The sequence below is a fragment of the Haloferax sulfurifontis genome (assembly GCF_014635105.1).
In the GTDB taxonomy this organism is placed as follows: Archaea; Halobacteriota; Halobacteria; order Halobacteriales; family Haloferacaceae; genus Haloferax; species Haloferax denitrificans.
The window spans coordinates 516,547-537,502 of sequence record NZ_BMCI01000003.1 but is presented as its reverse complement, the minus strand read 5'-3'; the positions used below and the strand labels follow the sequence as shown (position 1 = coordinate 537,502).

Here is a 20,956-nt window from a genome sequence, read left to right as displayed (position 1 = left end):
CGGGTCATGAGCGATACTGAAGACGCCCTCAACGGCGGCCGCGTCTACGACCCCGAGGCGGACCACGCCTTCCCCGACGAGAAGCTCAACGAGGTGCTTCCCGCGCTCCTCGACGACGAAGAGGTGACGACGCTCCTCGAAGCGCAGAACGTGAACGCGGTGACGCGCAAGGGCTACAACGACCACGGCCCGAAGCACATCGAAATCGTCCGCAACCGCGCGTTCCGGCTGTACGACCTGCTCAAGGCCGGCGGCTGTGAGTTCAACGGCGCGGCCGAACAGGGGCTCGACGAGGCCGACGAGGCGGTCATCGTCGCCCTCGCGGCGCAACTGCACGACATCGGCCACATCGTCCACCGCGACAACCACGCCTACTACTCGATTCCGCTCGCGTCGGACGTGCTCGACCGCTTCCTCCCCGAGTTCTACGGCGTCGCCGACGCGGTCCGCGTCAAAGCCGAAGTCCTCCACGCCATCCTCTGTCACCACCGCGAGGAGGACCCGCTGACGCTCGAAGCCGGCGTCATCCGCGTCGCCGACGCGCTCGACATGGAGCGCGGCCGGTCGCGCATCCCCTACGAGAAGGGCGGCCGCGGCATCAACACGCTCTCCAGCCGCGCCATCAACAACGTCGTCCTGAAGCCCGGCGAAGAGTCGCCCGTCCTCGTCGAAATCGAGATGGTCAACGCCGCCGGCGTCTATCAGGTCGACAACCTCCTGAAGGCGAAACTCGACGGTTCCGGCCTCGAAGACCACGTCCGCATCGTCGCGGTCAACACGAAGTCCGACGACAGGCTCGTCGAGCGCATCGAGCTCTAAGCGGCGCGTCGGGCGTCGAAAAATAGTCGCGGACGACGTCCGCGGGTCGGTCCCGCGGTCGGCGCTGTGTCTCTCTCAGTCGTTGGACTGCGCGAGGCGGTCCATCCCGCCGACCGAGAGCTCGCCGCTGAGGGTGCGGTTCGGGTAGGGGATGTCGATTCCCTCCTCGTCGAACCGCTGTTTGACGGCGGTGACGTACTCGCCGCGGGTCTTGACGAAGTCGGCGCGGCTGGGCTGGGAAATCCAGATGCGCGACTTGAGCGTGACCGACGAGTCGCCGAGCTCGGTCAGTCTGACCGACGGTTCGGGCGTCGTCATGATGCCGTCGTGCTTTTTGGCCTCGTCGAGGATGATGTCGGTCGCCTGCTGGATGTCGTCGTCGTAGCCGATGCCGAACGGCACCTGCAGGCGGAGTTTGTCCTTCGCGACGGGGTTTTTGATGACGCCGTCAGTGAGCTGTGAGTTCGGCACGGTGAGCAGTTCGTTGTCGAACGTGCGAACCCGCGTCACGCGGAAGGAGATGTCTTCGACGACACCGGAGTTACCGTCCCATTCAATCCAGTCGTTGATGCGGAACGGCTTGTCGGTGAAGATGAAGATGCCGGCGACGAAGTTGGCGATGACGTCCTGCATCGCGAAGCCGATTGCGAGCGTCGCGGCCGCGCCGATGGTGGCGAGCGACTGCAGGATGTTGCCGAGGCCGGCGAACGCGAACCCCGCGCCGAGCGCGACGAACGCCACGACGAGGGTCGCGATTTTCATCAGGGGCTTTTTCGCGTGTTCGTCCGCGCCGCGGCGGTCGAGGACGCGGTTGAGCGCGGACGAGACGACGGCCTTGCCAACGACGTAGACGACGGCGAAGCCGAGAACGAGGCCCAAGAGCGTCCCGAGCGTCTCGGCGTACGGGACGTTCTGCTGGGTGAGGAGCCGGCCGATTGCGCCGCCGTCACCCTGCAGTTGGAGCGGGAGTGCGAGCGCGTTCATCGGTGGAAAACCGCTGTCTTCCCCCTCGTCTCTATCAGCTCGGCGTTCACCCGCTCGGCGAGGTCATCGGCCGCCTCGTCGACCGTCGTCCCCCCGAGCGCCGCTCGGAGGAACTTCGCTTTCACGAGGTTCCGGTCGGCCAGCTGGTCGTTGAGTTCGCCGACCACCGATTCGATTCCGCTCTTACCTACCCAGACGGTCACGTCGAGGTCGTGGGCCTCCTTTCGAAGCTCCTGCGTGTTCATGCGTGGCCTCCACTATGTGCCGGAGGGCTTCAATAGTAAGGCTTTGACGGCCGTTTGGTTGTCGTGCACACGCGAGAACGAGCCGATTCTGCCGGAATCGCCGCAGGGCGGTCAGTACGGGTAGCGTTTCGTCGCCCCGCAGTCGCATCTGACGACGACGTGACCGCCGGCGCGGGTCCGGACGCGGGCGTTGACGCCCGGGCGGAGGTAGGCGTCGCAGTCGTCGCAGGTGAACCGGCGGAACGCCTTCGGGAGGCCACAGCGGTTCCGCTCCGCGACGCGACGGGCGAGGCGGACGTACTCGCGGGCGCGCTCGTGGTCGCGGTCGCTCGCCGCCTCGCGGGCGAGGGCGTGGAGTCGGTCGATGCGCTCCTCCGCGATGTTCATACACGTTCGGGCGAGCGGCCCGGACAAAGACGTTCCGAACCGCGACGCGGGACCGACACCGGAGGACCGACGCCGGAGGACCGAAGCCGGTACTGTGATACCCCGGCCCGAAAAACGACGACCGTGCGCGTCCTGAACTACCTCGAGTTCGCCTCGCAACTCGACCGTAGCGGCATCGGCACCGCCACCGACCAACAGCGGGCGGCGCTCGCCACGACCGACGTGGAGGTCGTCACCTCCCCGTGGCCCGAGTCGGTCGCCGCGGGTGCCGCGGGCCTCCTGCGGGGCGACGGGGTCGTCCGCGACTACGACGTGGCCCACTGCAACCTCATCGGCCCCGGCTCGCTCGCCGTGGCCAGACACGCCAAGCGGAACGACATCCCGCTCGTCCTCCACTCGCACGTCACCCGCGAGGACTTCGCCGAGAGCTTCCGCGGGTCGACCGCGGTCGCCCCCGCCCTCGGGAAGTACCTCAAGTGGTTCTACTCGCAGGCCGACGTGGTGCTCTGTCCGTCCGAGTACACGAAGCGAACCCTCGAATCCTACCCGGTCGACGCGCCGATTCGCGCCGTCTCCAACGGCGTCGACACCGAGGCGCTGGCGGGGTTCGAGGACCTCCGCGACGAGTACCGAGCCGAGTACGACCTCGACGGGATGACCGTCTTCACCGTCGGCAACGTCTTCGAGCGCAAGGGCCTGACGACGTTCTGCACGCTGGCGCAGGAGACCGACTACGACTTCGCGTGGTTCGGCCCCTACGACACCGGCCCGCACGCCTCGAAGAAGGTGCGGTACTGGGTCGAACACGCCCCGGAGAACGTCACGTTCTCCGGCTGGATAGACGACATCCGCGGCGCGTTCGGCGCGGGCGACGTCTACCTCTTTGCGACGAAAAACGAGAATCAGGGCATCGCGGTCCTCGAAGCGATGGCCTGCGGGAAGGCGGTCGTCCTCCGCGACATCCCGGTGTTCGAGGAGTTCTACACCCACGGCCACGACTGCCTGAAGTGCTCGACCGACGCGGAGTTCCGCCGGGCGCTCGACCTGCTGGCCCGCGACCCCGACCTCCGGCGGCGACTCGGCGAGAACGCCCGCGAGACGGCGGCCGAACACAGCCTCGACCGCGTCGGCGACAGGCTCGTCGAGACGTACGAGGACGCGCTGTCCGGGCGACTCGAAGGCTGAGCGACCGGGCCGACGCGGGCGACCCCCGCTCCATATCCGACGTTGCCGACGCCGGCGACCGACAGGTTCGGTAACACACGACAGTCCAGCGAGAAGTCACAACGGTTTATCCCGTCGGGGTCACAGGAACGGCCATGCAGTCGGTCGCCGCGTTCACCGACACGTACTTGCCGACCGTCAACGGCGTCACCTACACGATTCAGACGTGGCGCGAGCGGTGGCACCGCCGCGGCGGCCGCATGGACGTGGTGTTCCCGGCGGACGACGACTACGACCCCGAACCGGGTGAGTACGGCGTTCGAAGCCTTCCCTTCCCGTTCTACGAGGGGATTCGAATCGGCGCGCCGCGGATTCCGGGGGCCGTCGACGACGTCGACGTCGTCCACGCCCACACCCCGTTCGGCCTCGGGCTGGCCGGGCTCCGACTCGCCCGCCGGCGCGACCTCCCGCTCGTGGCGACCTACCACACCCCGACCGGCGAGTACGCCGAGTACCTCAGCTCCGTCGGCGCTATCGAGCGCGGCGTCGAGCGCACCGCCGAGCGCTACGAGCGGTGGTTCTTCGACCGCGCCGACGCGGTCATCGTCCCGAGCGAGGACGCCGAGCGCCGCCTCGTCGACGAGGTCGGCGTCGAGGCCGAAATCGTCGTCCTCTCGAACGGCATCGACGTCGAGCGGTTCGAACCGGTCGCGGGCGACGACTTCCGCCGCCGGTACGACCTCGGCGACGGGGCGCTCATCGGCTACACGGGCCGACACGGCTACGAGAAGCGGCTCGGCGAACTCGTCCGCGCCGCGGCCGACCTCGACGACCTCGACGCGACGCTCGTCTTCGGCGGCGACGGCCCCGCCCGCGACGAGCTGACCGCCCTCGCCGACGACCTCGGCGTGGACGCTCGCTTCCTCGGCTTCCTCGACCGCGAGGAACTGCCGGCGTTTTACTCCGCGCTCGACGTGTTCTGTTTCCCGAGCCCCGTCGAGACTCAGGGGCTCGTCGCGCTGGAGGCCAACGCCTGCGGGACGCCCGTCGTCGGCGTCAACGAGGGCGCGCTGGAAGACACCGTCCTCGACGGCGTGACCGGCTACCACTACGAATCCGGTGATTTAGCGGGGTTCCGCCGCGGGATTCGGCGGGCGCTGGCCGAGCGCGAGGGGCTCAGCGCGCGGTGTCTCGACCGCCGCGACGAGGTGAGCGTCGACCGCTCCGTCGACCGGCTCGCGGCGCTCTACGAGCGAGTGGCGTCGAAATAAAAAGCGAGACCGACTGCGAAACCGCGTTAGTCGCGGCCTTCGAGCGCGTCGGCGATGCGGCGCAGTTCGCGATTCACGTCGCGGACCTCGTCGCGGAGCTGTCGGACCTCGCGGACGAGCTGTTCGTCGCTGCCGCTTCCCTGCTCGGGGTCGCGCGGGCCGCCGCCCATGCTTCCGGGGCCGCCGCCCATGCCGCCGGGACCGCCGCCGCCGCCCATACCGCCGGGGCCGCCGCCGCCCATCATGCCGCTCATCATCTGCGCGAAGGGGTTGCCGCCGCCGCCCATGCCGCCGGGGCCGCCGCCGCCCATCATCTCCTCGGGCTCGGGGCGTTCGCCTTCCTCGCGCTCTTTCTCGCGGCGCTGTCGAATCTCTTCGACCCGCTCGCGGAACGACTTCTCCTCTTCGCCGTCGTCGCCCTCGTCGGGCGTCTGCGTCTCGTCTGCGGGTTCGTCGTCAGCCATGAGAGCGAATTGGCCGTCCTCCCGGAAAGTGCTGACGGTCTCTGAAATTCGTGACCGCTCACCCGAACGCGCCGAGGCTCGACTGGAGGTCGCGGTCGGTCCCGCCGTCTTCGAGTTCGTGGCCGACGAGGTCGCGCATATCGACCGCGTAGGTCGTCCCGCGGTGGTCGAGGACGAGCACGCGCCCCTTCACGCCGCGGACGGTCCCCGTGGCGACGGTTTCTGCGACCGGCGAGCCGTCGAGGTCGAGGCCGTAGTCGAACGCGAACGTCTCGATGGGGGCGAACTGGGCGCGGAGCGCGTCCCACGCCGCGGCGTCAACCGACCGGCCGAACCCTTCGATTTTGGTCGGGACGCGGATGCGGTCGGGAATCTCGGTCGCCAGTTCGGCCTCGTACTCGCGGGCGACGCGGCCGTCCGAGAACGTCCGGACGTGGGCCGCGCGGTCCGCGCCCTGCTCGCGCAGGCGGGTGTCGAGCCGCCACTCGCGGGTGACGCCGACCTTGAACGTGTCGGGGGCGAACGCCGCGAGGTAGACCGCGTGGTCCTCGTAGCAGTCCATCTCGTCTTTCAGGCACGTCCCGGTGCACTTCGCGCAGACCCACGTGTGGCGGTGGTCCGAACAGTACGGCGCGCGGTCGTTGTCGCAGGCGACGTGGCGGTCGTCGTGGATTGTGCCCGCGCAGTGGCGGTCGCCGAGGCGGTAGTCGAGTTCGGTGCCGGGGGCGAGCGCGACCGAGTCGACGCCGCCGCTCGCGCTCACGAACAGCGCGGGGGTTCCGGTATCGTAGCCGACGACCTGCACGCTCCGGGGTAGGAAGTCGCGGTAGAAAGGTGGCTCGCTCCGGGGGCGGGCTGTCGGGCGTCGGCCGCGGGTCACGGCCGTGGTCGTGGGGTTCGGCCGCGGCTATCGGCCGCCGTTATTCGTACTCGGCGCGAAGCTCCTCGGCGAGCTCCTCGGCGGCGCGGCGGACGGCCTCGTCGCTCGACCCGTCTGGCTCCCAGCCGAGCGCCGAGAGCTTCTCGATGGACAGCCGCATCTTCGGCACGTCGCCGGTCCAGCCGCGGTCGCCGCCGGTGTACTCGAACTCGGGGTCGAGGTCGAGCACGTCGGCGACGATGTCGGCGATGGTCGTCACCGAGGTGGTCGTCCGCGTGCCGAGGTTGTAGACGTTGTAGTCGCGCTCGGCGTGTTCGACGACGTGGCACATCGCGTCGATGCAGTCCTCGACGTGGAGGTAGGACTTCTCCTGGCGGCCGTCGCCGAGGATTTCGAGCGTCTCGGGGTCTTCGAGGAGCTTCTCGATGAAGTCCGGGATGACGTTGCCGCGCTGGTTCGGGCCGACGATGTTGGCGAAGCGGTACATGTAGACGGTGAAGTCGTAGGAGTGGGCGAACGTCGAAAGCAGGCCCTCGTCGGCGAGCTTGGAGGAGCCGTAGATGCTGATGGGTTCGAGGGGGGCGTAGTCCTCGGGGGTCGGCCGCGGGGCCTCGCCGTAGATGGTCGACGAGGAGGTGAAGGCGACGTTCGACACGCCGACCTCCTGCATCCGTTCGAGGACGTTGTAGGTCATCTCGGTGTTCTCCTCGAACAGCTGACGGGGGTTGCCGTAGTTCGTGTCGGTGTAGGCCGCGAAGTGGAAGACGATGTCGAGGTCCTCGGTGACGGCCTCGGCGACGTCGTCGGCGTCGGTCATGTCGGCCTGTACGAACTCGACGCCGTCGGGGACCTGCTCGCGGACGCCCTTCGAGAGGTCGTCGGCGACGACGACGTGGTTGTCCTCGGAGAGGCGCGCGGCGAGGTGAGACCCGACGAGACCTGCGCCCCCGGTCACGAGGACGCGCTTGTCGGAGAGTTCCAGCGACATGGCACAGATGATTCGGCCGAGTGATAAGTCCGTTTCCCCTCCGCGTCGCCGACGGGCGTCGAACGCGAACCCGCGAGGCCCGCCGTCGACCACCGACGCCCGCGTTCCGAAAGCACCACTTTCCCCCGCCGTCTTCGGAGAGACATGCACAACGAACCCGAGGTCGCCGTCCTCCGGTACGGACACCGACCGGGGCGCGACGACCGGATGACGACGCACGTCGGCCTGACGGCCCGCGCGCTCGGCGCGGACCGGGTCATCCTCCCGGACAACGCCGGCCACTCGATGGAGACGGTCGAGGACATTACGGGCCGGTTCGGCGGCCCCTTCGAGGTCGAACTCACCGAGGCGCTCAACGGCGTCATCCGCAACTGGGAGGGCAAGGTCGTCCACCTCACGATGTACGGCGAGCGCGTTCAGGACGTGGAAGCCGACATCCGCGAGGCGCACGCCGGGGAACCGCTTCTCGTCGTCGTCGGCGGGGAGAAGGTCCCCTTCGAGGTGTACGAGGGGGCCGACTGGAACGTCGGCGTCACGAACCAGCCGCACTCGGAGGTCGCCGGCCTCGCGGTGTTCCTCGACCGCCTGTTCGACGGGCGCGAACTCGACCGCGAGTGGGAGGACGCCGAAAATCGGGTGGTTCCGATGGCGACGGGCAAGAAAGTCGTGCCGGCCGACGAGGAGTAATCGGCGCGTCGGCGCGCCCGCTGGCGGTTCTCCACTGTCCGGGAGTAATAAGACTTAATGGCGTTCCTGACGCCATTTCGCACAATGGCTTTTGAGGAGTTACTGAACGACCCTGTTATCCAGAAGTACCTCCACGAGTTGGTCGGGCCAACCGGGATGCCGGTCGCGGCGGCACCCCCGGACGGCGAGGTCACCGACGAGGAACTCGCCGAGGAACTGCGGCTCGAACTCAACGACGTGCGACGCGCGCTGTTTATCCTCTACGAGAACGACCTCGCGTCGTATCGTCGCGTCCGCGACGAGGACTCCGGCTGGCTCACCTACCTCTGGACCTTCCACTACGAGAACATCCCCGAGAACCTCGAAGAGGAGATGTACCGCCTCCTCGACGCGCTCGAAGAGCGTCTCGACTACGAGCGAAACCACGAGTTCTACCTCTCGGAGCCCGCCGGCATCCGCTTCGAGTTCTCCGAGGCGATGGAACACGGCTTCCAGTGCCCCGAGACGGGCGCGCAACTCGAACCGATGGACAACGACGACCTCGTCGACGCGATGGAACGACGCATCGAAGAGCTTCGCGACGAGCTCAACGTCGAAGTGACGGGGACGAACTGAATGGTCGTTCTCGCAACGAAGTGCTACATCGATGGTGACGCCCGCGAGCGGGCGCTCGACAGCCTCACGTCGCTCGTCGCCAACGACATCGGCGACCTCGACGTCGAGTACGACATCGGCGTCCGCGACGACGGCTTCATCTCCGTGACGGTCTCCGGCGACGACGAGACGGTCGCGCGGAACGTCCTCCGCGAGGAGTGGGGCGAGGTCACGCCGCACCTGTCGGCCGGCGAGACCTACGTCGGCACCCTCGAACACTGGGACGACGACGGGTTCGTCCTCGACGCGGGCATCGAGGTCCGTATCCCGACCGAGGAACTCGGCCTCGGCCGCGGCTCCGCGACCCAGGTTCGCGACCGCTTCGGCCTCGTCCAGCACATACCGCTGACGTTCGTCTACGGCGGCGACGAGGGGCCCTCGCGGCTGGCCGACGAGCAGATAGACCGCCTCTACGACTGGACCCGCGGGAGCGGTCGCGTCAACGTCAACAGCGCGACCCGCGGCGAGGTCCGCGCGACGGTCAACCGCGCCGGCCACGCGAAGGACATCGTAACGGTCGAGCGCCTCGGCCTCCTCGAACAGAGCATCGTCTGCCGGGACGAGACCGACCCGCCGGGCCTCCTCGCGAGCATCGGCTCGTACCTCCCGTCGGAGCTGAAGTGCGTCATCGGCCAGTAAGACGATGAACAGGCGACTCCTCGTCGGCATCGCCGCGCTCGCCCTCCTCCTCGTGACCGCCGGCTGTCTCGGCGGCACCTCAAGCGTCTCGAACGACCGCCTCGACGCCGCGCCCGACGGCGACTACGCGTGGTCCGCGGAGACCGACGCGCACATCACGGTACAGGACAACGGCCGGTTCCGCGCTGTCTACGAGGTGAACAGCTCGTCGGTCGAACTCTACCGGTTCGACGGCTTCGGCAGTCGGACGCCGCTTTCGGTCGAGGCGGTCCGCTACCGCTACGAGAACGGGACCGTCGTCAACGGGACCGAACTGAAGGCCCGCGGCGGCGACGTGACGCAGAACGACCGCATCACGAACGTCACGCTCCCCGCGGACGCCGAGAGCGACGGCAAAATCGCGTTTAGCTCGCCCTCGACGCCCAAGCGGTTCTCGCTTCCCGTCTTCGTCGAGGGGAGCTACGAGGTCGTCCTGCCCGCGGACCGCCGCGTCGACTTCCCGGTATTCGGGTCGGTCCGGCCGTCGGGATACGACACCGAAGTCGTCGACGACCGGCTCCACATCCGGTGGGACGAGGTGACCGATGGGAACGTCGTCGTGCAGTTCTACCTCCAACGCGACCTCGGCATCTTCGCGGCCGTCGCGGCCGTCTCGGTGCTGGTCGGCGGCGCGGGGATACTGTACTACCGCCGGCAGATTCAGGCGCTCCGCGACCGCAGGCAGGAACTCGGTCTGGACGTCGAAGACGACGACCGCTGACGGACGCCCGCCCGCGGCGTCGGCCGGTCGACCCGGATCGCCGGTGTGAACGCTTTTTTGCCTCGCAACCCGCTAGCTCGGGATATGCAAGTCGCCGTGGTCACCGTCGGGGACGAACTCCTCGCCGGCGACACCGTCAACACGAACGCCGCGTGGCTCTGCGAGGAACTGACAGAGCGGGGCGTCTCCGTCGAGCGCGTGACGACGGTCCCCGACCGCGTCGCCGACATCGCCCGCGTGGTCAACGAGTACCACGCCGAGTACGACGCCGTCGTCGTCACCGGCGGGCTGGGACCGACCCACGACGACGTGACGATGGAGGCCGTCGCGGCCGCGTTCGGGCGCTCGCTGGAGCGCAACGCCGACGCCGAGGAGTGGCTGGAGGCCAACGGCGGCTACTCCGCGGCCGACCTCGTAGAGGGGACGACCGACCTCCCCGCGGGGTCGCGGATGCTCCCGAACGACGAGGGCGTTGCGCCCGGCGCGGTCGTCGGGTCGGTGTACGTGCTCCCCGGCGTCCCCGGCGAGATGAAAGCCATGTTCGCCCGCGTCGCCGACGAGTTCGCCGGCGAGCGGACTCACGTCCGGTTCGTCCACACCTCGGAGCCGGAGAGTTCGCTCATCGAGCGGTTCGAGGCCGTCCAGTCCGAGTTCGACGTGACCGTCGGGAGCTACCCCGGCGACCACGTCAGAATCAAGCTCGCCGGGGCCGACGAGGAGGCGGTCGAATCGGCGGCCGCGTGGCTCGAAGCGCGCGTGGACCTGTACGAAGAATAGGGTCGGTCGGCCGGCGGGTCAGCGCTGGAGGTACCAGAGCCACCCGGCGGTCATGAGGATACCCACGAGAAGCACGGTCGCGGCCGTCTCCGAGGTCGGCAACACCTGCTCGCTGGCTGATAGCGGAATCATAGGTGACAGTTCCCACGTCCGGTTCTTAAACGGTGAGGTTCTGGCGACAGTTGTCGGTGCGTGAGCGTCCGCAAATCCGTAGGGGCGCGACCCGGTCGCCTCTCGTCGGCTACCGCGTCGCTTTTCCCCCGGGCGCGGGTTCGTTCAGCCATGCGAATCGGTGTCGTCGTCAACCCCGTCGCGGGGATGGGCGGCCGGGTCGGCCTGAAGGGAACCGACGGGAAAGTCGCGGAGGCCAGAGCGCGCGGCGCGGAGCCGCGGTCGCCAGAGCGGGCGCGGCGGGCGCTCTCCCGGCTCTTCGAGGCCGCCCCCGAGGAGGAACTGCTCGCGTGGGGCGGCGAGATGGGCGCGGCGGCCGCCCGGGACGCCGGCTTCGACCCCGAGGTGCTCGGCGAGCCGTCCGGTGACGAGACGAGCGCGGCCGACACCGTCGCCGCCGTCGAGGCGTTCGTCGACGCCGACGCGGACCTCGTGTTGTTCGTCGGCGGCGACGGCACCGCGGCGGACGTCGCCGAGGCGCTCGACGGGACCGACGTGCCGATGCTCGGCGTCCCCGCGGGCGTGAAGGTCTACTCCTCCGTGTTCGCCGTCTCACCGGAGGACGCCGCCCACGTCGTCACGTCGTTCGAGCGGACCGAGGCCCGCGAGGTCATGGACATCGACGAGGACAACTACCGCGCCGGCGAGGTCAGACCGGAGCTTCGGGCGGTCGCGCACGTCCCCGTCGCCGAGGACCTCCAGTCGTCGAAACAGACCGGCGGCGGCACCGTCGAGGCGCTCGCCGCGGGCGTCGCCGACGACATCCGCGCGACCGAGGGCGTCACCTACGTCCTCGGCCCCGGAAGCACCGTCGGCGCGGTGAAAGCCGAGTTGGGCATCGACGGGTCGCCGCTCGGCGTCGACGTCTACCGCGATGGCGAAGTGCTCGCCCGCGACGCGACGGAGGCCGAAATCCTCGATAATCTCGGCGAGGAGAACGTCATCGTCGTCACGCCCATCGGCGGACAGGGGTTCGTCTTCGGCCGCGGAAATCCTCAGCTCTCGCCGGCGGTGATTCGCCGCTGTGACGTGTCGGTCGTCGCCTCCCGGTCGAAACTCGACGCGATTCCGGTCCTCCGGGTCGACACCGACGACCCCGACCTCGACGCCGACCTCCGCGGGTGGACGAAAGTCCGCGTGGGCCGCGTCGAGCGTCGGATGATGAAAATCGAGTGAGCGGCGCACGTCGGTCGCGGCCGACCCGCCGCGCCAACGGAAAAATCGAGCGAGAGACCGTTTCCGTCGGCCGTCTCGTCAGTCGTCCGCCGGTGCCTGTCGTTTCGTGATGTACTCGACGATTTCGTCCGTTTCGGCCTTGAAATCGCCGAGGTCGGTCTCGTTCCCGTGGAGCACCGTCGAGAAGTACTTCGTGTCGGCGGCGAGGTTGACGGCCTCTCTGAGTTCCTCGTCCGTGACGCCGCTCAGCCGCGCTTCCTCGGTGTGGAAGTAGGTGCAGTACGGGCAGTTAGTCGCGGCCGCGACGCCGACGCCGATGAGCGCCTTCTCTCGCCCGGACAGTTCGGTGTCTTCCCCCAGATTGAGGTCGCGGAAGAGTCCCCAACTGTGTTCGCTCGCCGGCTCTGCCACGTCCTCCATCCAACTCGGGACCTGGCCGAGCATCCCCTCCATCTCTTGTCGTGTAGCTTTCGATACCATCTCTCCTCTCCACCTCCGCTATCCCGTAGCTTGGAGGCTCTTATTACGACGTTCCGAAGCAGTAAAGTTATGAATCTGCTGAACGAGTATAATCTACTCGCATCGACGACGTTCCGTCGAAACGCGCGGTTAATACGTCGCTCTTCGCGACGGTTCGCCGCCCGGTCGAAGCCGAGTGACGCAACTGATTTAATATTTTGAATCGTGTACAATGACACCTGCAACCCATTATTCACAGAGGGTGTAATATAGTGAGATTTAAGGTCATTGGATGGGTTCTGACTACCATGGAGACCCGGAAAGTCCAGCGTCTCGGTCCCTCCACGCTGGCGATGACGCTTCCAGCGGAGTGGGCCAAGGAACACAACGTCGAGAAGGGCGACGAAGTGACCATTCGGACGAGCGGGAAGGGAACGCTGACCGTTCTTCCCGAGTCGGTCAACACGGAGGATTCGAAGGCGACGATTCGCGCCGACAGTCTGAACGCGGAGGCGCTCGAACGCGCCATCGTGGCGCAGTACGTGCTCGGACGGCGCGTCATCCACATCGAGAAAAGCGAGGGCGCGCTCGACTCGGACCACATCAACGCCGTCTACAAGGCCGAGACCCAGCTCATGGGCCTCGGCGTCATCGAGGAGACGCCCGAGCGAATCGCGATTCGCTGTTCTGTCGACGCGGAGGACTTCACCCTCGACAACCTGCTCGAACGCCTCGAAAACACGGGGAGCACGATGCGCGGCGAGGCCGTCAAGGCGCTCGCCCACGGCAACCCCGACCTCGCCCAGCGGGCGCTCAACCGCGAGCGGCAGGCGAACAAGATTTTCGTCCTCCTGCTCCGGCTCATCTTCACGTCCTACCAGAACCCCAACCTCGCGCGGGCGGTCGGCCTTGACTCCGGCTTCCCGCTCATCGGCTACCGCTCGGTGGCGAAGAACCTCGAACTGACCGCCGACAACGCCGAGGACATCGCCAACATCGTCATGGACGCCGAGGGCCACACCATCGACGTCGACCAGTCGACGATGCGGCGCATCCGCGAGTTCACGGACCACGTCGACGAGATTACGACGACCGCGGTGCGGGCCGTCGTCGAGCGCGACTACGACCTCACCATCGAGTGCCGAGAGCTGTTCCGCGAGATAAGCGACCGCGAGCGCGACATCCTCAACGACCTCCCGGAGATGGAAAACCAGAAGCTCCTCCAGATTCGCGAGGTGCTCGTCAGCCTCCAGCAGACCGCGCAGTACGCGATGCGGAACGCCGAAATCGCGTCGAACCTCGCGCTCAACGAGGAGTCCGACCACGTCACGATAGACTGAGGAACCGAAAAGCGGCCGCGGCCGTCTCGCTCAGTCGGCGACGACTTCTATCGCCTCGTTGTTCTCGGTCTCGGACGACTCTTTTTCGCCCGTCAGCGGGTTCCGACTGGCGATGCGGCAGTCGAACCCCGGATGCTCGCCGAAGTGCCGGAGTATCATGTGGCGGCGCGACCCGGTGATGCCGGTGCGACCGATGTCCTCGGCGGTAAAGCGCTCGGGCAGGCGGTCGTACAGGCGGCGCAGTTCGTCGAAACTGGTGAACACCTTCGCGTTGCCGGTGGAGTCCGCGCCGCGGCGGGAGACGACGTAACTGCCGTCCCGGCGGTACTCGCCGGCCGTGCGGAAGAACTCCCGTTTCTCGGTCAGCGCCGAACCGATGGCCTCCTGTAGGTCGGCGGCGGCGTCTCGGGACAGTTCACAGGACTGGTCGCCAAAGGAGACGACGATGGTTTCGTCGTCGCTCTCGACGGACACAGGGTTCTCATTACGGGAGAAGAACTCGATCAGGAGCGTGGGTACTCCGTGTCATATCACCGAGTATCGTAGCCGAGGGTAAAGAGTTGTCGGCTGAGTCAGGAATCACCGAAGATTTCTCGGCGAATCGGGGCCGTCGAACGGCGGTTCGACGAGCGTCCCGCGGGCGGTGTGGCCCGGCCGCTACAGCAGGCCGTCGTCGGTCGTGGTGGTCCCGCCGTCTGACGACGTCGTCGTTGCGGTCGTCGTCGTGGTTGTGGGTGCGGTCGCGGTGTCTGTCGAGGTCTCGGTTGCGGTCGCGGTCGAGGTGGTGGTCGCGGTTCCCGCGGCCGTCTCGGTCGCCGTCGTCGTCTCAGTCGCCGTTGCCGTTTCGTCCGCCGTCTCGTTTCCGCCTGACGCCGCCTTGTTTCCGAAGATGTCCGTCTCGAACGTCTTCTCGTAGGTCAGCGGGTCGAGGGGGACGCGGAGCGTCGTGCCGCCGGCGTCGAGGTTCGCGTAGAAGTCGATGCGCAGGTCGGTCGTCTGGTCGCGTTCGAGGTGCGTGACCCACCACTCGTCGAGCCTGTCGTTTTCGATGTGGGTCGTCGCCTCGATGGTCTCCGTCGACTGCGGGGAGATGACGTACTCGGAGTTCGTCGTCCCCTCGCCAACGTCCACGTCGTTCATCGAGATGTCGTAGCCGAGTTCGGAGACCGCGACCGGGTACGGCTTGGGATTGTGGACGACGAACGTGAGTTCGAGCGCCGTGCGCTCGTCCGTGGACTCGCCCCACTCGGCGCTCGTCTCGTTGATGTACAACACGGGGTCGGAGACGACCGGCGACTCCGCGTTTATCTCGCGGGTCTCCGTGGAGTTGAACGCCGACAGCAGGTCGGTATCGATGCTCCGGGTAATCTCGGGCGCTTCGAAGGTCCGGCCGAGCGTCTCCGAGGTGACGGTGGCATTCACGGCGAGGTCGGTGTGTTCGCCGTTCTGGATGTGCGAGACCCACCACTGGGGGATGCGCTCGTTTTCGAGTGTCGTCCGGAGCGGGACCGCCGAGGTCCCGCGTCCGACTGAGACGCCGTCCTTCTCGCCGGTCGCCATCCGAATCCCGTTCATCTCGACGCCGTAGTCGACTTCGAGCCCAGAGAGGTTCGCCGAAAGCGGGTTGGGGTTCGAGACGTACAGGTCGGTCTCGACGACCGTCGCGGTCTCGTTGACGCCGGCGAACCGGTTGTCGACTCGGTCGACGCTCGGCGCACCGATGACGCCGGCCGCGAACGCGCCGCCGACGCCGGCCGCGACGAGCACCAGCGCGACGAGCGCGATACGGAGTTTCCCGCCGAACAGCGCGGATGTCAGTCCCATCGTTGTGGACACACGAGACTGGTGGTACATATGTCGAACGGCCGAGCGCGACGCCGGCTCGTGGGACCGTACCGCACGCCTCGCCCCCGTCACGTCGCCCCACGGCAGGCGGTGTCGAATGAACTAAGTGCGCACCCGCGAAGGTCGGAAACATGGAAACCAAGACGGTGCAATCCGACAAGTCCATCGGCTTTGCGGCGTTGTTCGGCGCGCTCACGCTCGTCGGCGCAGGGCTGATGGTCGCCGGACCGGACCAGTTGACGAAGGCGCTCGGGTTCATGGTGGCGATTATCGCGGCCTCGCTGGCCGTCTCCGGCGCGCATCTGTTCCAGTAATTATCGACGCTGAGGAACACGGGTAACCGTTAATAACGCCCATTCCCTAGACGGTCCGAGGATGACTGAGTACACCGACGAGGAACAACGCATTCTCGCCTATCTCCGCGACAGCGTTAGCCGCGGCGAGGGCTACTTCCGGGCGAAGAACATCGCCGAGGCTATCGGTCTCACCGCGAAACAGGTCGGGTCCCGCCTGCCGCGGCTGGCCGAGAAGTCCGAAGACGTCGAAATCGAAAAATGGGGACGCGCCCGCTCGACGACGTGGCGCGTCACCCGAAGCTGAAGCGATTCCACGGCTTTTTACTGTGGAGGTGTGATGGTATCCCATGACCGTCCGCGTGAAACGAACGTTCGAGTTCGACGCTCCCGGCGAGCGCGTCTGGGAGTTCATCGCCGACCCGGCCAAGCGAGCGGGGGCTATCAGCGTCGTCGACCGCTTCGACGTGGCCGACGACGGCCGCCACGCGACGTGGTATCTCGAACTCCCGATTCCGCTCGTCCGTTCGACGGTGACCGTCGAGACGGAAGACATCGAGGTCGACGAGCCGACCCACGTCAAGTTCGTCGGCAAGTCGCGGGTGATGCGGGTGACGGGCGAACACACTATCGAAGAGCGCGACGGCGGGAGCCGGCTCGTCAACGAGTTCACCGTCGACGGCCGACTGCCCGGCGTCGAGACGTTCTTCGAGCGCAACCTCGACCGCGAACTCGACAACCTCGAAGCGGCGCTCCGACGCGAGTTCGAAGCGACGGCCTGAGGCCGGCGACGGGTTCGCCGGTCGCCGCCCCCGTCGGCGACCGGGCGACCGATACCGCGAGAATCGTGTTCTCACGGGGTATGAGAACGGGTGTTGCGGTGGGTTTATACATCGCGGCTCCTTAGCGAAAGTCGCCGACGCAATAGGCGCTTTTCTCGCCAGTCGTCGGCGACTCCACATCCGCCGCACCCGCCGCAACGTTTCGGGGTCCGTTGCGGCATCCGAAACGGCGTGGCCACGTCGTTTCGCGCTCCCAAGCCCGGTGGGAGCGCACTCCCCTCGTCTCACTTCGCCAACTGGTGACACGAGATTCGGCGGGAGGCGAATTCGCCTCCGCCTTTTGACGACCGCTTCGCTCCGAGCGACAGCCCCGTCGTGCCCCGACGGCGGCCGACCGACGGCCCCGAGAGCGCACGCTTCTTTCCTCCGGACCTCGTGGAGCCACCATGACCGAGACGATTCGAGGCGACGTACTACACGCCATCTCGCCGGACGAACTCGACGACGAGGACCTGTCGCCCGAACTCCGGGCGCTGGCCGACTCGCGCTACGTGCTCGTCATCAGGAAGGGCGGCCATCCCTCGATGCTCGACCTCGTCTGGGCGTTCGTCCGCCGCGACCCCATCGAGGCGGTGACCGTCGTGACAGACCGCCCGGCCGAGGAGGACGAGGAAGTGACGCTGACCGTCGAGGAGACGGACATGCCCGGCGTCTACGTCGCGGCGGACGCTCGCGAGCAGACAGCGTCGGACGACGGGTGAGACGACGGAACGGAAAAGCGAGACAGATGCGGGGCCGTGGTGGGCGACGACCTTACTCGTCTTGTTTGGTCTTGATGTCCGCCGAGAGGCCCTGAGCCATGCGAATCTCCTTGGAGTTGTTGAGCGTCCACGCGGTGCGCTCGGTGACGGCCTCGATGATTTCGCGCGCCGAGGGGTAGCCGTTGCCGGACTTCTTCACGCCGCCGAACGGGAGGTGGACCTCCGCGCCGATACACGGGAGGTTGCCGTAGGCGAGACCGACCTCGGCGTGGTCGCGGAAGTAGTTTATCTGGCGGTAGTCCTCGGAGATGACGGCACCGGCCAGCCCGTAGTCGGTGTCGTTCTGAATCTCGACGGCGTCCTCGATGTCGCCGGAGTACTTCAGCAGGGCGACGTGGGGGCCGAAGACCTCCTCGTGGGTACAGCGGAGGTCGTCGTGGGGGTCAGCCTCGTAGACGAACGGCCCGACCCAGTGGCCCGCCTCGTGGCCCTCGGGAATCTCGTCGCCGTCGAGTTCGGTGCGGTCGACGAGGACGTTCACGCCCTCCTTTTTCGCGAGTTCGTTGTACTTCGTGACCTTCTCCCTGTGGCCCTCCTCGATGAGCGGCCCCATGAACGTGTCCTCGCGGAGCGGGTCGCCGACCGAGACGTTCTTCGCGTTCTCGACGAAGCGCTCCTTGAACTCGTCGTAGACGTCCTCGTGGACGACGATGCGCTCGGAGGAGACACAGCGCTGGCCGGTGGTCTTGAACGACGACATCGTCGCGGAGTGGACCGCGATGTCGAGGTCCGCCTTCTCGGTGATGACGATGTTGTTCTTGCCGCCCATCTCGCACGCGGCGAGCTTGCCGGGCTGTTGGGCCACCTTGCTCGCGACCTCGTGGCCGACCTCGGCGGAGCCGGTAAACAGCACGGAGTCGACGCGTTCGTCGTCGACGATGCTCGCGCCGGCGTCGCCGAAGCCCTGTACCATGTTGAACACGCCGTCGGGGATGCCGGCGTCCTCGAACATCTCGGCGATAATCTGGCCGCACCACGGCGTCTGCTCGGCGGGCTTCCAGACGACGGTGTTGCCCTCGACGAGCGCGACGGCCATGTGCCAGAAGGGGATGGCCACGGGGAAGTTCCACGGGGTGATACAGCCGACGACGCCGCGGGGCTTGCGGCGCATGTAGGCGTCCTTCGCGGGAATCTCGGAGGGAATCACGTCGCCCTTGGGGTGGCGGGCGTCGCCCGCGGCCCACTCGACCATGTGGTACGCCTCGATGACGTCGGCGCGGCCCTCGGAGATCTCCTTGCCGCACTCCTTGGTGACGACCTCCGCGAGCTCCTCCGTGCGGTCGCGCAGTTCGTGGTAGATGTCCCAGAGGTACTCCGCGCGGTCGATGTGCGAGAGTTCGCGCCACTCCTCGTACGCCTCGTCGGCCGCGGCGGCCGCCGCGTCGATGTCCTCGGGCGTGCCGCGTCGGAACGTCCCCAGCGACTCGCCCGTCGCGGGGTTCGTGCTCTCGAACGTCTCGTCGCCGGTTCCGTCCGTCCACTCGCCGTCGATATAGTGCCGATATTCGTCTTCCGCCATATGACTCTAGAGTCACGACTAAGATTAATAACCCCGGACCCTCCCATGGAAGGGCCGCGTCCGAACCGACGCGTCACCGCGACGCCGCGTGACCACAGACAACATCTTACGTAACGACGTGTTACCCGGTGTATGAGCGAGCGCACGTCAGGTGAAGGTACGCGCCTCACGCTCGACCTGTGGCATCCGAACTGTTGGGCCATCGAATCGACCAGCGAGTACGACGGCGGCATCCTCGCACACGCCATCTACGACGCGCCCACCGCGGGCGTCGAGCGGTCGAACGGACTGTTCACCGCCTACGGCGAGTCGCTCGACGAAGTCGAGACGCTCCTCGACGTCATCGCCGACTCGGACCTCACAGGCGAGGTGTTGGAACTCCAAGAGCGGTTCGACTCCCGCGGGAAGCACGTCGCGCCCGGCCCGGTCGCCCGCGAGTTCTTCCTTGAGTACGACCCGAGCGACATGATGTGTCCGGAGCTACTCAAGCAGGGCTTCGTCCACAGCGCCCCCACGCAGATAGAAAACGGCCGCGAGCGGTGGGAGGTCTGGTTCGCCGGCGCGCGCGAGGAGATACAGCCGAGCATCGAGACCGTCATGGACGAGACCGGCGCGGAGATTCGCGTCGCCTCCATCTCCACGTCCGAGGGCGCGGAACCGGAGCGCAGTCGGCGGCTCGACACGCTCACCCGAAGCCAGCGGCAGGCGTTCGAACTCGCGCGCGAAGAGGGATACTACCGCTGGCCCCGCGAGGTGTCGACCCGCGAACTCGCCGCCGAGATGGACATCTCGAAGACGACGCTCCTCGAACACCTGCGCAAGGCGGAATCGAAACTGCTCGACCCGCAGTAGCGCGGGGCGAATCGAGGGTTCGGCCCCGGCTCAGATGCCGGCGACGGCCCGGAGCGCGAACAGCGCGTTCGATTTCTGCTCGCGGACGCGCCGGTAGAAGTAGGAGAACCACTTGTCGCCGTAGGGGACGTACTGCCACATCTCGATGTCGGCGGCCGCGAGGTCGCGCTGGCCGTCCTCGCGCACGCCCATGAGCATCTGCACCTCGTAGGGCGTTCCGTACTGTTCGTGGAGGCGGCGGGCGTGCGCAATCATGTGCGGGTCGTGACTGCCGACCGCGACGCCGTCGTCGAACTCGGTGAACATCTGTTCGAGGAGGTCCCTGTACACCTCGTCCACCTTCGACTTCTCCTTGTACGCGATGGACGCGGGCTCGTTGTACGCGCCCTTGACGAGACGGACCTTCCCGGGCACCTCCGCGAGGCGTTCGAGGTCGTCACGCGTGCGCTTGAGGTTCGCCTGCACGCAGACGCCGACGTTTCCGCCCGTCCGGTGGCCGAGGTCGTCGACGGCGTCGAGGGTCACGTCGGTCGTCTCGTGGTCCTCCATGTCGACCCAGACGAACACGCCCTCGGCGTCCGCGGCGTCGACGATGCGGTCGAGGTTCTCCCGGAACGCGCGGTCGCCGACGTCGAGACCGATTTGCGAGGGCTTCACCGAGACACAGCCGTCGAGGTCCGTCGCGCCGAGTTGGCGGACGAGGTCGACGTACGCGTCGGCGTCGGCGTCGGCGGCCGCCCGGTCGGTGTAGTGCTCGCCGAGTAAGTTCAGTATCCCCGCGATGCCGTCGCGGTTCAGCGACTCGACGTGCGAGACCGCCCCGTCGGCCGTCTCACCCGCCACGAAGTTGTTCGCGATGGGGGGTATCATGCCCCGCTATTGTGAGACACCTACCCTAAAGAGAGACCCTACCAAATCATTCTGAAAAATATTGGTGAAATAATCCGTTGACGCCCGTTTCGTTCGACGGAGTCCGCGG

General features: G+C 67.2%; 26 protein-coding genes. 15 read left to right on the top strand and 11 right to left on the bottom strand.

Annotation, left to right across the window (positions count from 1 at the left end):
* Window positions 1-6: 6 nt before the first annotated feature.
* The gene (locus IEV64_RS11085) at window positions 7-819 is read left to right on the top strand and encodes an HD domain-containing protein (protein WP_188423881.1); all 813 of its coding nucleotides are present in this window, start codon (window positions 7-9) and stop codon (window positions 817-819) included.
* Window positions 820-894: 75 nt separating this feature from the next.
* Here the strand turns inward: IEV64_RS11085 and IEV64_RS11080 are convergent, their stop codons facing one another.
* From IEV64_RS11080 to IEV64_RS11070, 3 genes are all read right to left on the bottom strand, one after another.
* Window positions 895-1,803, bottom strand: a complete 909-nt coding sequence (locus IEV64_RS11080) for a mechanosensitive ion channel family protein (protein WP_188423880.1) — start codon at window positions 1,801-1,803, stop codon at window positions 895-897.
* On the bottom strand, window positions 1,800-2,048 hold the full coding sequence (locus IEV64_RS11075) for a YhbY family RNA-binding protein (RefSeq protein ID WP_007273482.1): 249 nt from the start codon (window positions 2,046-2,048) through the stop codon (window positions 1,800-1,802). Before IEV64_RS11075 ends, IEV64_RS11080 begins: the two co-directional genes overlap by 4 nt.
* A 111-nt stretch (window positions 2,049-2,159) precedes the next feature.
* On the bottom strand, window positions 2,160-2,435 hold the full coding sequence (locus tag IEV64_RS11070; RefSeq protein WP_004970845.1) for a ribonuclease P protein component 4: 276 nt from the start codon (window positions 2,433-2,435) through the stop codon (window positions 2,160-2,162).
* 123 nt (window positions 2,436-2,558) lie between these two features.
* On the opposite strand from IEV64_RS11070, the gene IEV64_RS11065 reads away from it, so the two are divergent.
* Entirely contained in the window at window positions 2,559-3,620 is a 1,062-nt protein-coding gene (locus IEV64_RS11065) for a glycosyltransferase family 4 protein (RefSeq protein WP_007273483.1), read from the top strand.
* Window positions 3,621-3,754: 134 nt separating this feature from the next.
* Window positions 3,755-4,870 carry a glycosyltransferase gene (locus IEV64_RS11060; protein WP_188423879.1) on the top strand — a complete coding sequence of 372 codons (1,116 nt, stop codon included), beginning with the start codon at window positions 3,755-3,757 and terminating at the stop codon, window positions 4,868-4,870.
* A 26-nt stretch (window positions 4,871-4,896) separates the two neighbouring features.
* Here the strand turns inward: IEV64_RS11060 and IEV64_RS11055 are convergent, their stop codons facing one another.
* The 3 genes from IEV64_RS11055 to IEV64_RS11045 all read right to left on the bottom strand — a co-directional run bounded on the left by IEV64_RS11055 (window position 4,897) and on the right by IEV64_RS11045 (window position 7,202).
* The gene (locus IEV64_RS11055) at window positions 4,897-5,334 is read right to left on the bottom strand and encodes a hypothetical protein (RefSeq protein WP_007273485.1); all 438 of its coding nucleotides are present in this window, start codon (window positions 5,332-5,334) and stop codon (window positions 4,897-4,899) included.
* A 58-nt stretch (window positions 5,335-5,392) separates the two neighbouring features.
* Window positions 5,393-6,139: a DUF2797 domain-containing protein gene (locus tag IEV64_RS11050; protein ID WP_188423878.1), complete on the bottom strand. Its 747-nt coding sequence runs from the start codon at window positions 6,137-6,139 to the stop codon at window positions 5,393-5,395.
* Window positions 6,140-6,254: 115 nt separating this feature from the next.
* Entirely contained in the window at window positions 6,255-7,202 is a 948-nt protein-coding gene (locus tag IEV64_RS11045) for an NAD-dependent epimerase/dehydratase family protein (protein ID WP_007273487.1), read from the bottom strand.
* A 144-nt stretch (window positions 7,203-7,346) separates the two neighbouring features.
* Here IEV64_RS11045 and IEV64_RS11040 point away from each other — a divergent pair, with 144 nt between their 5' ends.
* From IEV64_RS11040 to IEV64_RS11015, 6 genes are all read left to right on the top strand, one after another.
* Window positions 7,347-7,889 (top strand): tRNA (cytidine(56)-2'-O)-methyltransferase, encoded by a 543-nt coding sequence (locus IEV64_RS11040; protein ID WP_188423877.1) that lies wholly within the window; start codon window positions 7,347-7,349, stop codon window positions 7,887-7,889.
* Between the two features lie 84 nt (window positions 7,890-7,973).
* Window positions 7,974-8,504: a transcription factor gene (locus tag IEV64_RS11035; protein ID WP_004043767.1), complete on the top strand. Its 531-nt coding sequence runs from the start codon at window positions 7,974-7,976 to the stop codon at window positions 8,502-8,504.
* The gene (locus tag IEV64_RS11030) at window positions 8,505-9,182 is read left to right on the top strand and encodes a DUF2110 family protein (RefSeq protein ID WP_188423876.1); all 678 of its coding nucleotides are present in this window, start codon (window positions 8,505-8,507) and stop codon (window positions 9,180-9,182) included. It abuts the gene before it with no gap.
* A gap of 4 nt (window positions 9,183-9,186) precedes the next feature.
* The gene (locus IEV64_RS11025) at window positions 9,187-9,942 is read left to right on the top strand and encodes a DUF5803 family protein (protein ID WP_188423875.1); all 756 of its coding nucleotides are present in this window, start codon (window positions 9,187-9,189) and stop codon (window positions 9,940-9,942) included.
* 84 nt (window positions 9,943-10,026) lie between these two features.
* The gene (locus IEV64_RS11020) at window positions 10,027-10,719 is read left to right on the top strand and encodes a competence/damage-inducible protein A (protein ID WP_188423874.1); all 693 of its coding nucleotides are present in this window, start codon (window positions 10,027-10,029) and stop codon (window positions 10,717-10,719) included.
* A 282-nt stretch (window positions 10,720-11,001) separates the two neighbouring features.
* Window positions 11,002-12,066: an ATP-NAD kinase family protein gene (locus IEV64_RS11015; RefSeq protein WP_188423873.1), complete on the top strand. Its 1,065-nt coding sequence runs from the start codon at window positions 11,002-11,004 to the stop codon at window positions 12,064-12,066.
* 78 nt (window positions 12,067-12,144) lie between these two features.
* Here the strand turns inward: IEV64_RS11015 and IEV64_RS11010 are convergent, their stop codons facing one another.
* Entirely contained in the window at window positions 12,145-12,519 is a 375-nt protein-coding gene (locus tag IEV64_RS11010; RefSeq protein WP_004970833.1) for a carboxymuconolactone decarboxylase family protein, read from the bottom strand.
* A 314-nt stretch (window positions 12,520-12,833) separates the two neighbouring features.
* Between IEV64_RS11010 and IEV64_RS11005 the strand changes: the two genes are divergently transcribed.
* Window positions 12,834-13,865, top strand: a complete 1,032-nt coding sequence (locus tag IEV64_RS11005; protein ID WP_004970831.1) for a phosphate signaling complex PhoU family protein — start codon at window positions 12,834-12,836, stop codon at window positions 13,863-13,865.
* Window positions 13,866-13,895: 30 nt separating this feature from the next.
* Here the strand turns inward: IEV64_RS11005 and IEV64_RS11000 are convergent, their stop codons facing one another.
* Together IEV64_RS11000 and IEV64_RS10995 are read right to left on the bottom strand one after the other, a co-directional pair.
* Window positions 13,896-14,339, bottom strand: a complete 444-nt coding sequence (locus IEV64_RS11000) for a DUF7528 family protein (RefSeq protein WP_188423872.1) — start codon at window positions 14,337-14,339, stop codon at window positions 13,896-13,898.
* Window positions 14,340-14,522: 183 nt separating this feature from the next.
* A complete protein-coding gene (locus tag IEV64_RS10995; protein ID WP_188423871.1) occupies window positions 14,523-15,689 on the bottom strand; it encodes an LEA/WHy family protein in 1,167 nt (388 codons plus the stop codon).
* 152 nt (window positions 15,690-15,841) lie between these two features.
* Here IEV64_RS10995 and IEV64_RS10990 point away from each other — a divergent pair, with 152 nt between their 5' ends.
* The 4 genes from IEV64_RS10990 to IEV64_RS10975 all read left to right on the top strand — a co-directional run bounded on the left by IEV64_RS10990 (window position 15,842) and on the right by IEV64_RS10975 (window position 17,546).
* On the top strand, window positions 15,842-16,024 hold the full coding sequence (locus tag IEV64_RS10990; RefSeq protein ID WP_007273494.1) for a DUF7525 family protein: 183 nt from the start codon (window positions 15,842-15,844) through the stop codon (window positions 16,022-16,024).
* A gap of 61 nt (window positions 16,025-16,085) precedes the next feature.
* Window positions 16,086-16,310: a DUF7123 family protein gene (locus tag IEV64_RS10985; RefSeq protein WP_004043755.1), complete on the top strand. Its 225-nt coding sequence runs from the start codon at window positions 16,086-16,088 to the stop codon at window positions 16,308-16,310.
* A gap of 43 nt (window positions 16,311-16,353) precedes the next feature.
* Window positions 16,354-16,785, top strand: a complete 432-nt coding sequence (locus IEV64_RS10980; protein WP_188423870.1) for an SRPBCC family protein — start codon at window positions 16,354-16,356, stop codon at window positions 16,783-16,785.
* A 446-nt stretch (window positions 16,786-17,231) separates the two neighbouring features.
* The gene (locus IEV64_RS10975; RefSeq protein WP_188423869.1) at window positions 17,232-17,546 is read left to right on the top strand and encodes a DUF7526 family protein; all 315 of its coding nucleotides are present in this window, start codon (window positions 17,232-17,234) and stop codon (window positions 17,544-17,546) included.
* A 52-nt stretch (window positions 17,547-17,598) separates the two neighbouring features.
* Here the strand turns inward: IEV64_RS10975 and IEV64_RS10970 are convergent, their stop codons facing one another.
* On the bottom strand, window positions 17,599-19,125 hold the full coding sequence (locus IEV64_RS10970; RefSeq protein WP_007273497.1) for an aldehyde dehydrogenase family protein: 1,527 nt from the start codon (window positions 19,123-19,125) through the stop codon (window positions 17,599-17,601).
* A 132-nt stretch (window positions 19,126-19,257) separates the two neighbouring features.
* Between IEV64_RS10970 and IEV64_RS10965 the strand changes: the two genes are divergently transcribed.
* A complete protein-coding gene (locus IEV64_RS10965) occupies window positions 19,258-19,977 on the top strand; it encodes a helix-turn-helix domain-containing protein (protein ID WP_004970824.1) in 720 nt (239 codons plus the stop codon).
* Between the two features lie 30 nt (window positions 19,978-20,007).
* Here IEV64_RS10965 and IEV64_RS10960 read toward each other — a convergent pair whose 3' ends face one another.
* Window positions 20,008-20,847: a proline dehydrogenase family protein gene (locus tag IEV64_RS10960; protein WP_188423868.1), complete on the bottom strand. Its 840-nt coding sequence runs from the start codon at window positions 20,845-20,847 to the stop codon at window positions 20,008-20,010.
* Window positions 20,848-20,956 lie beyond the last annotated feature (109 nt).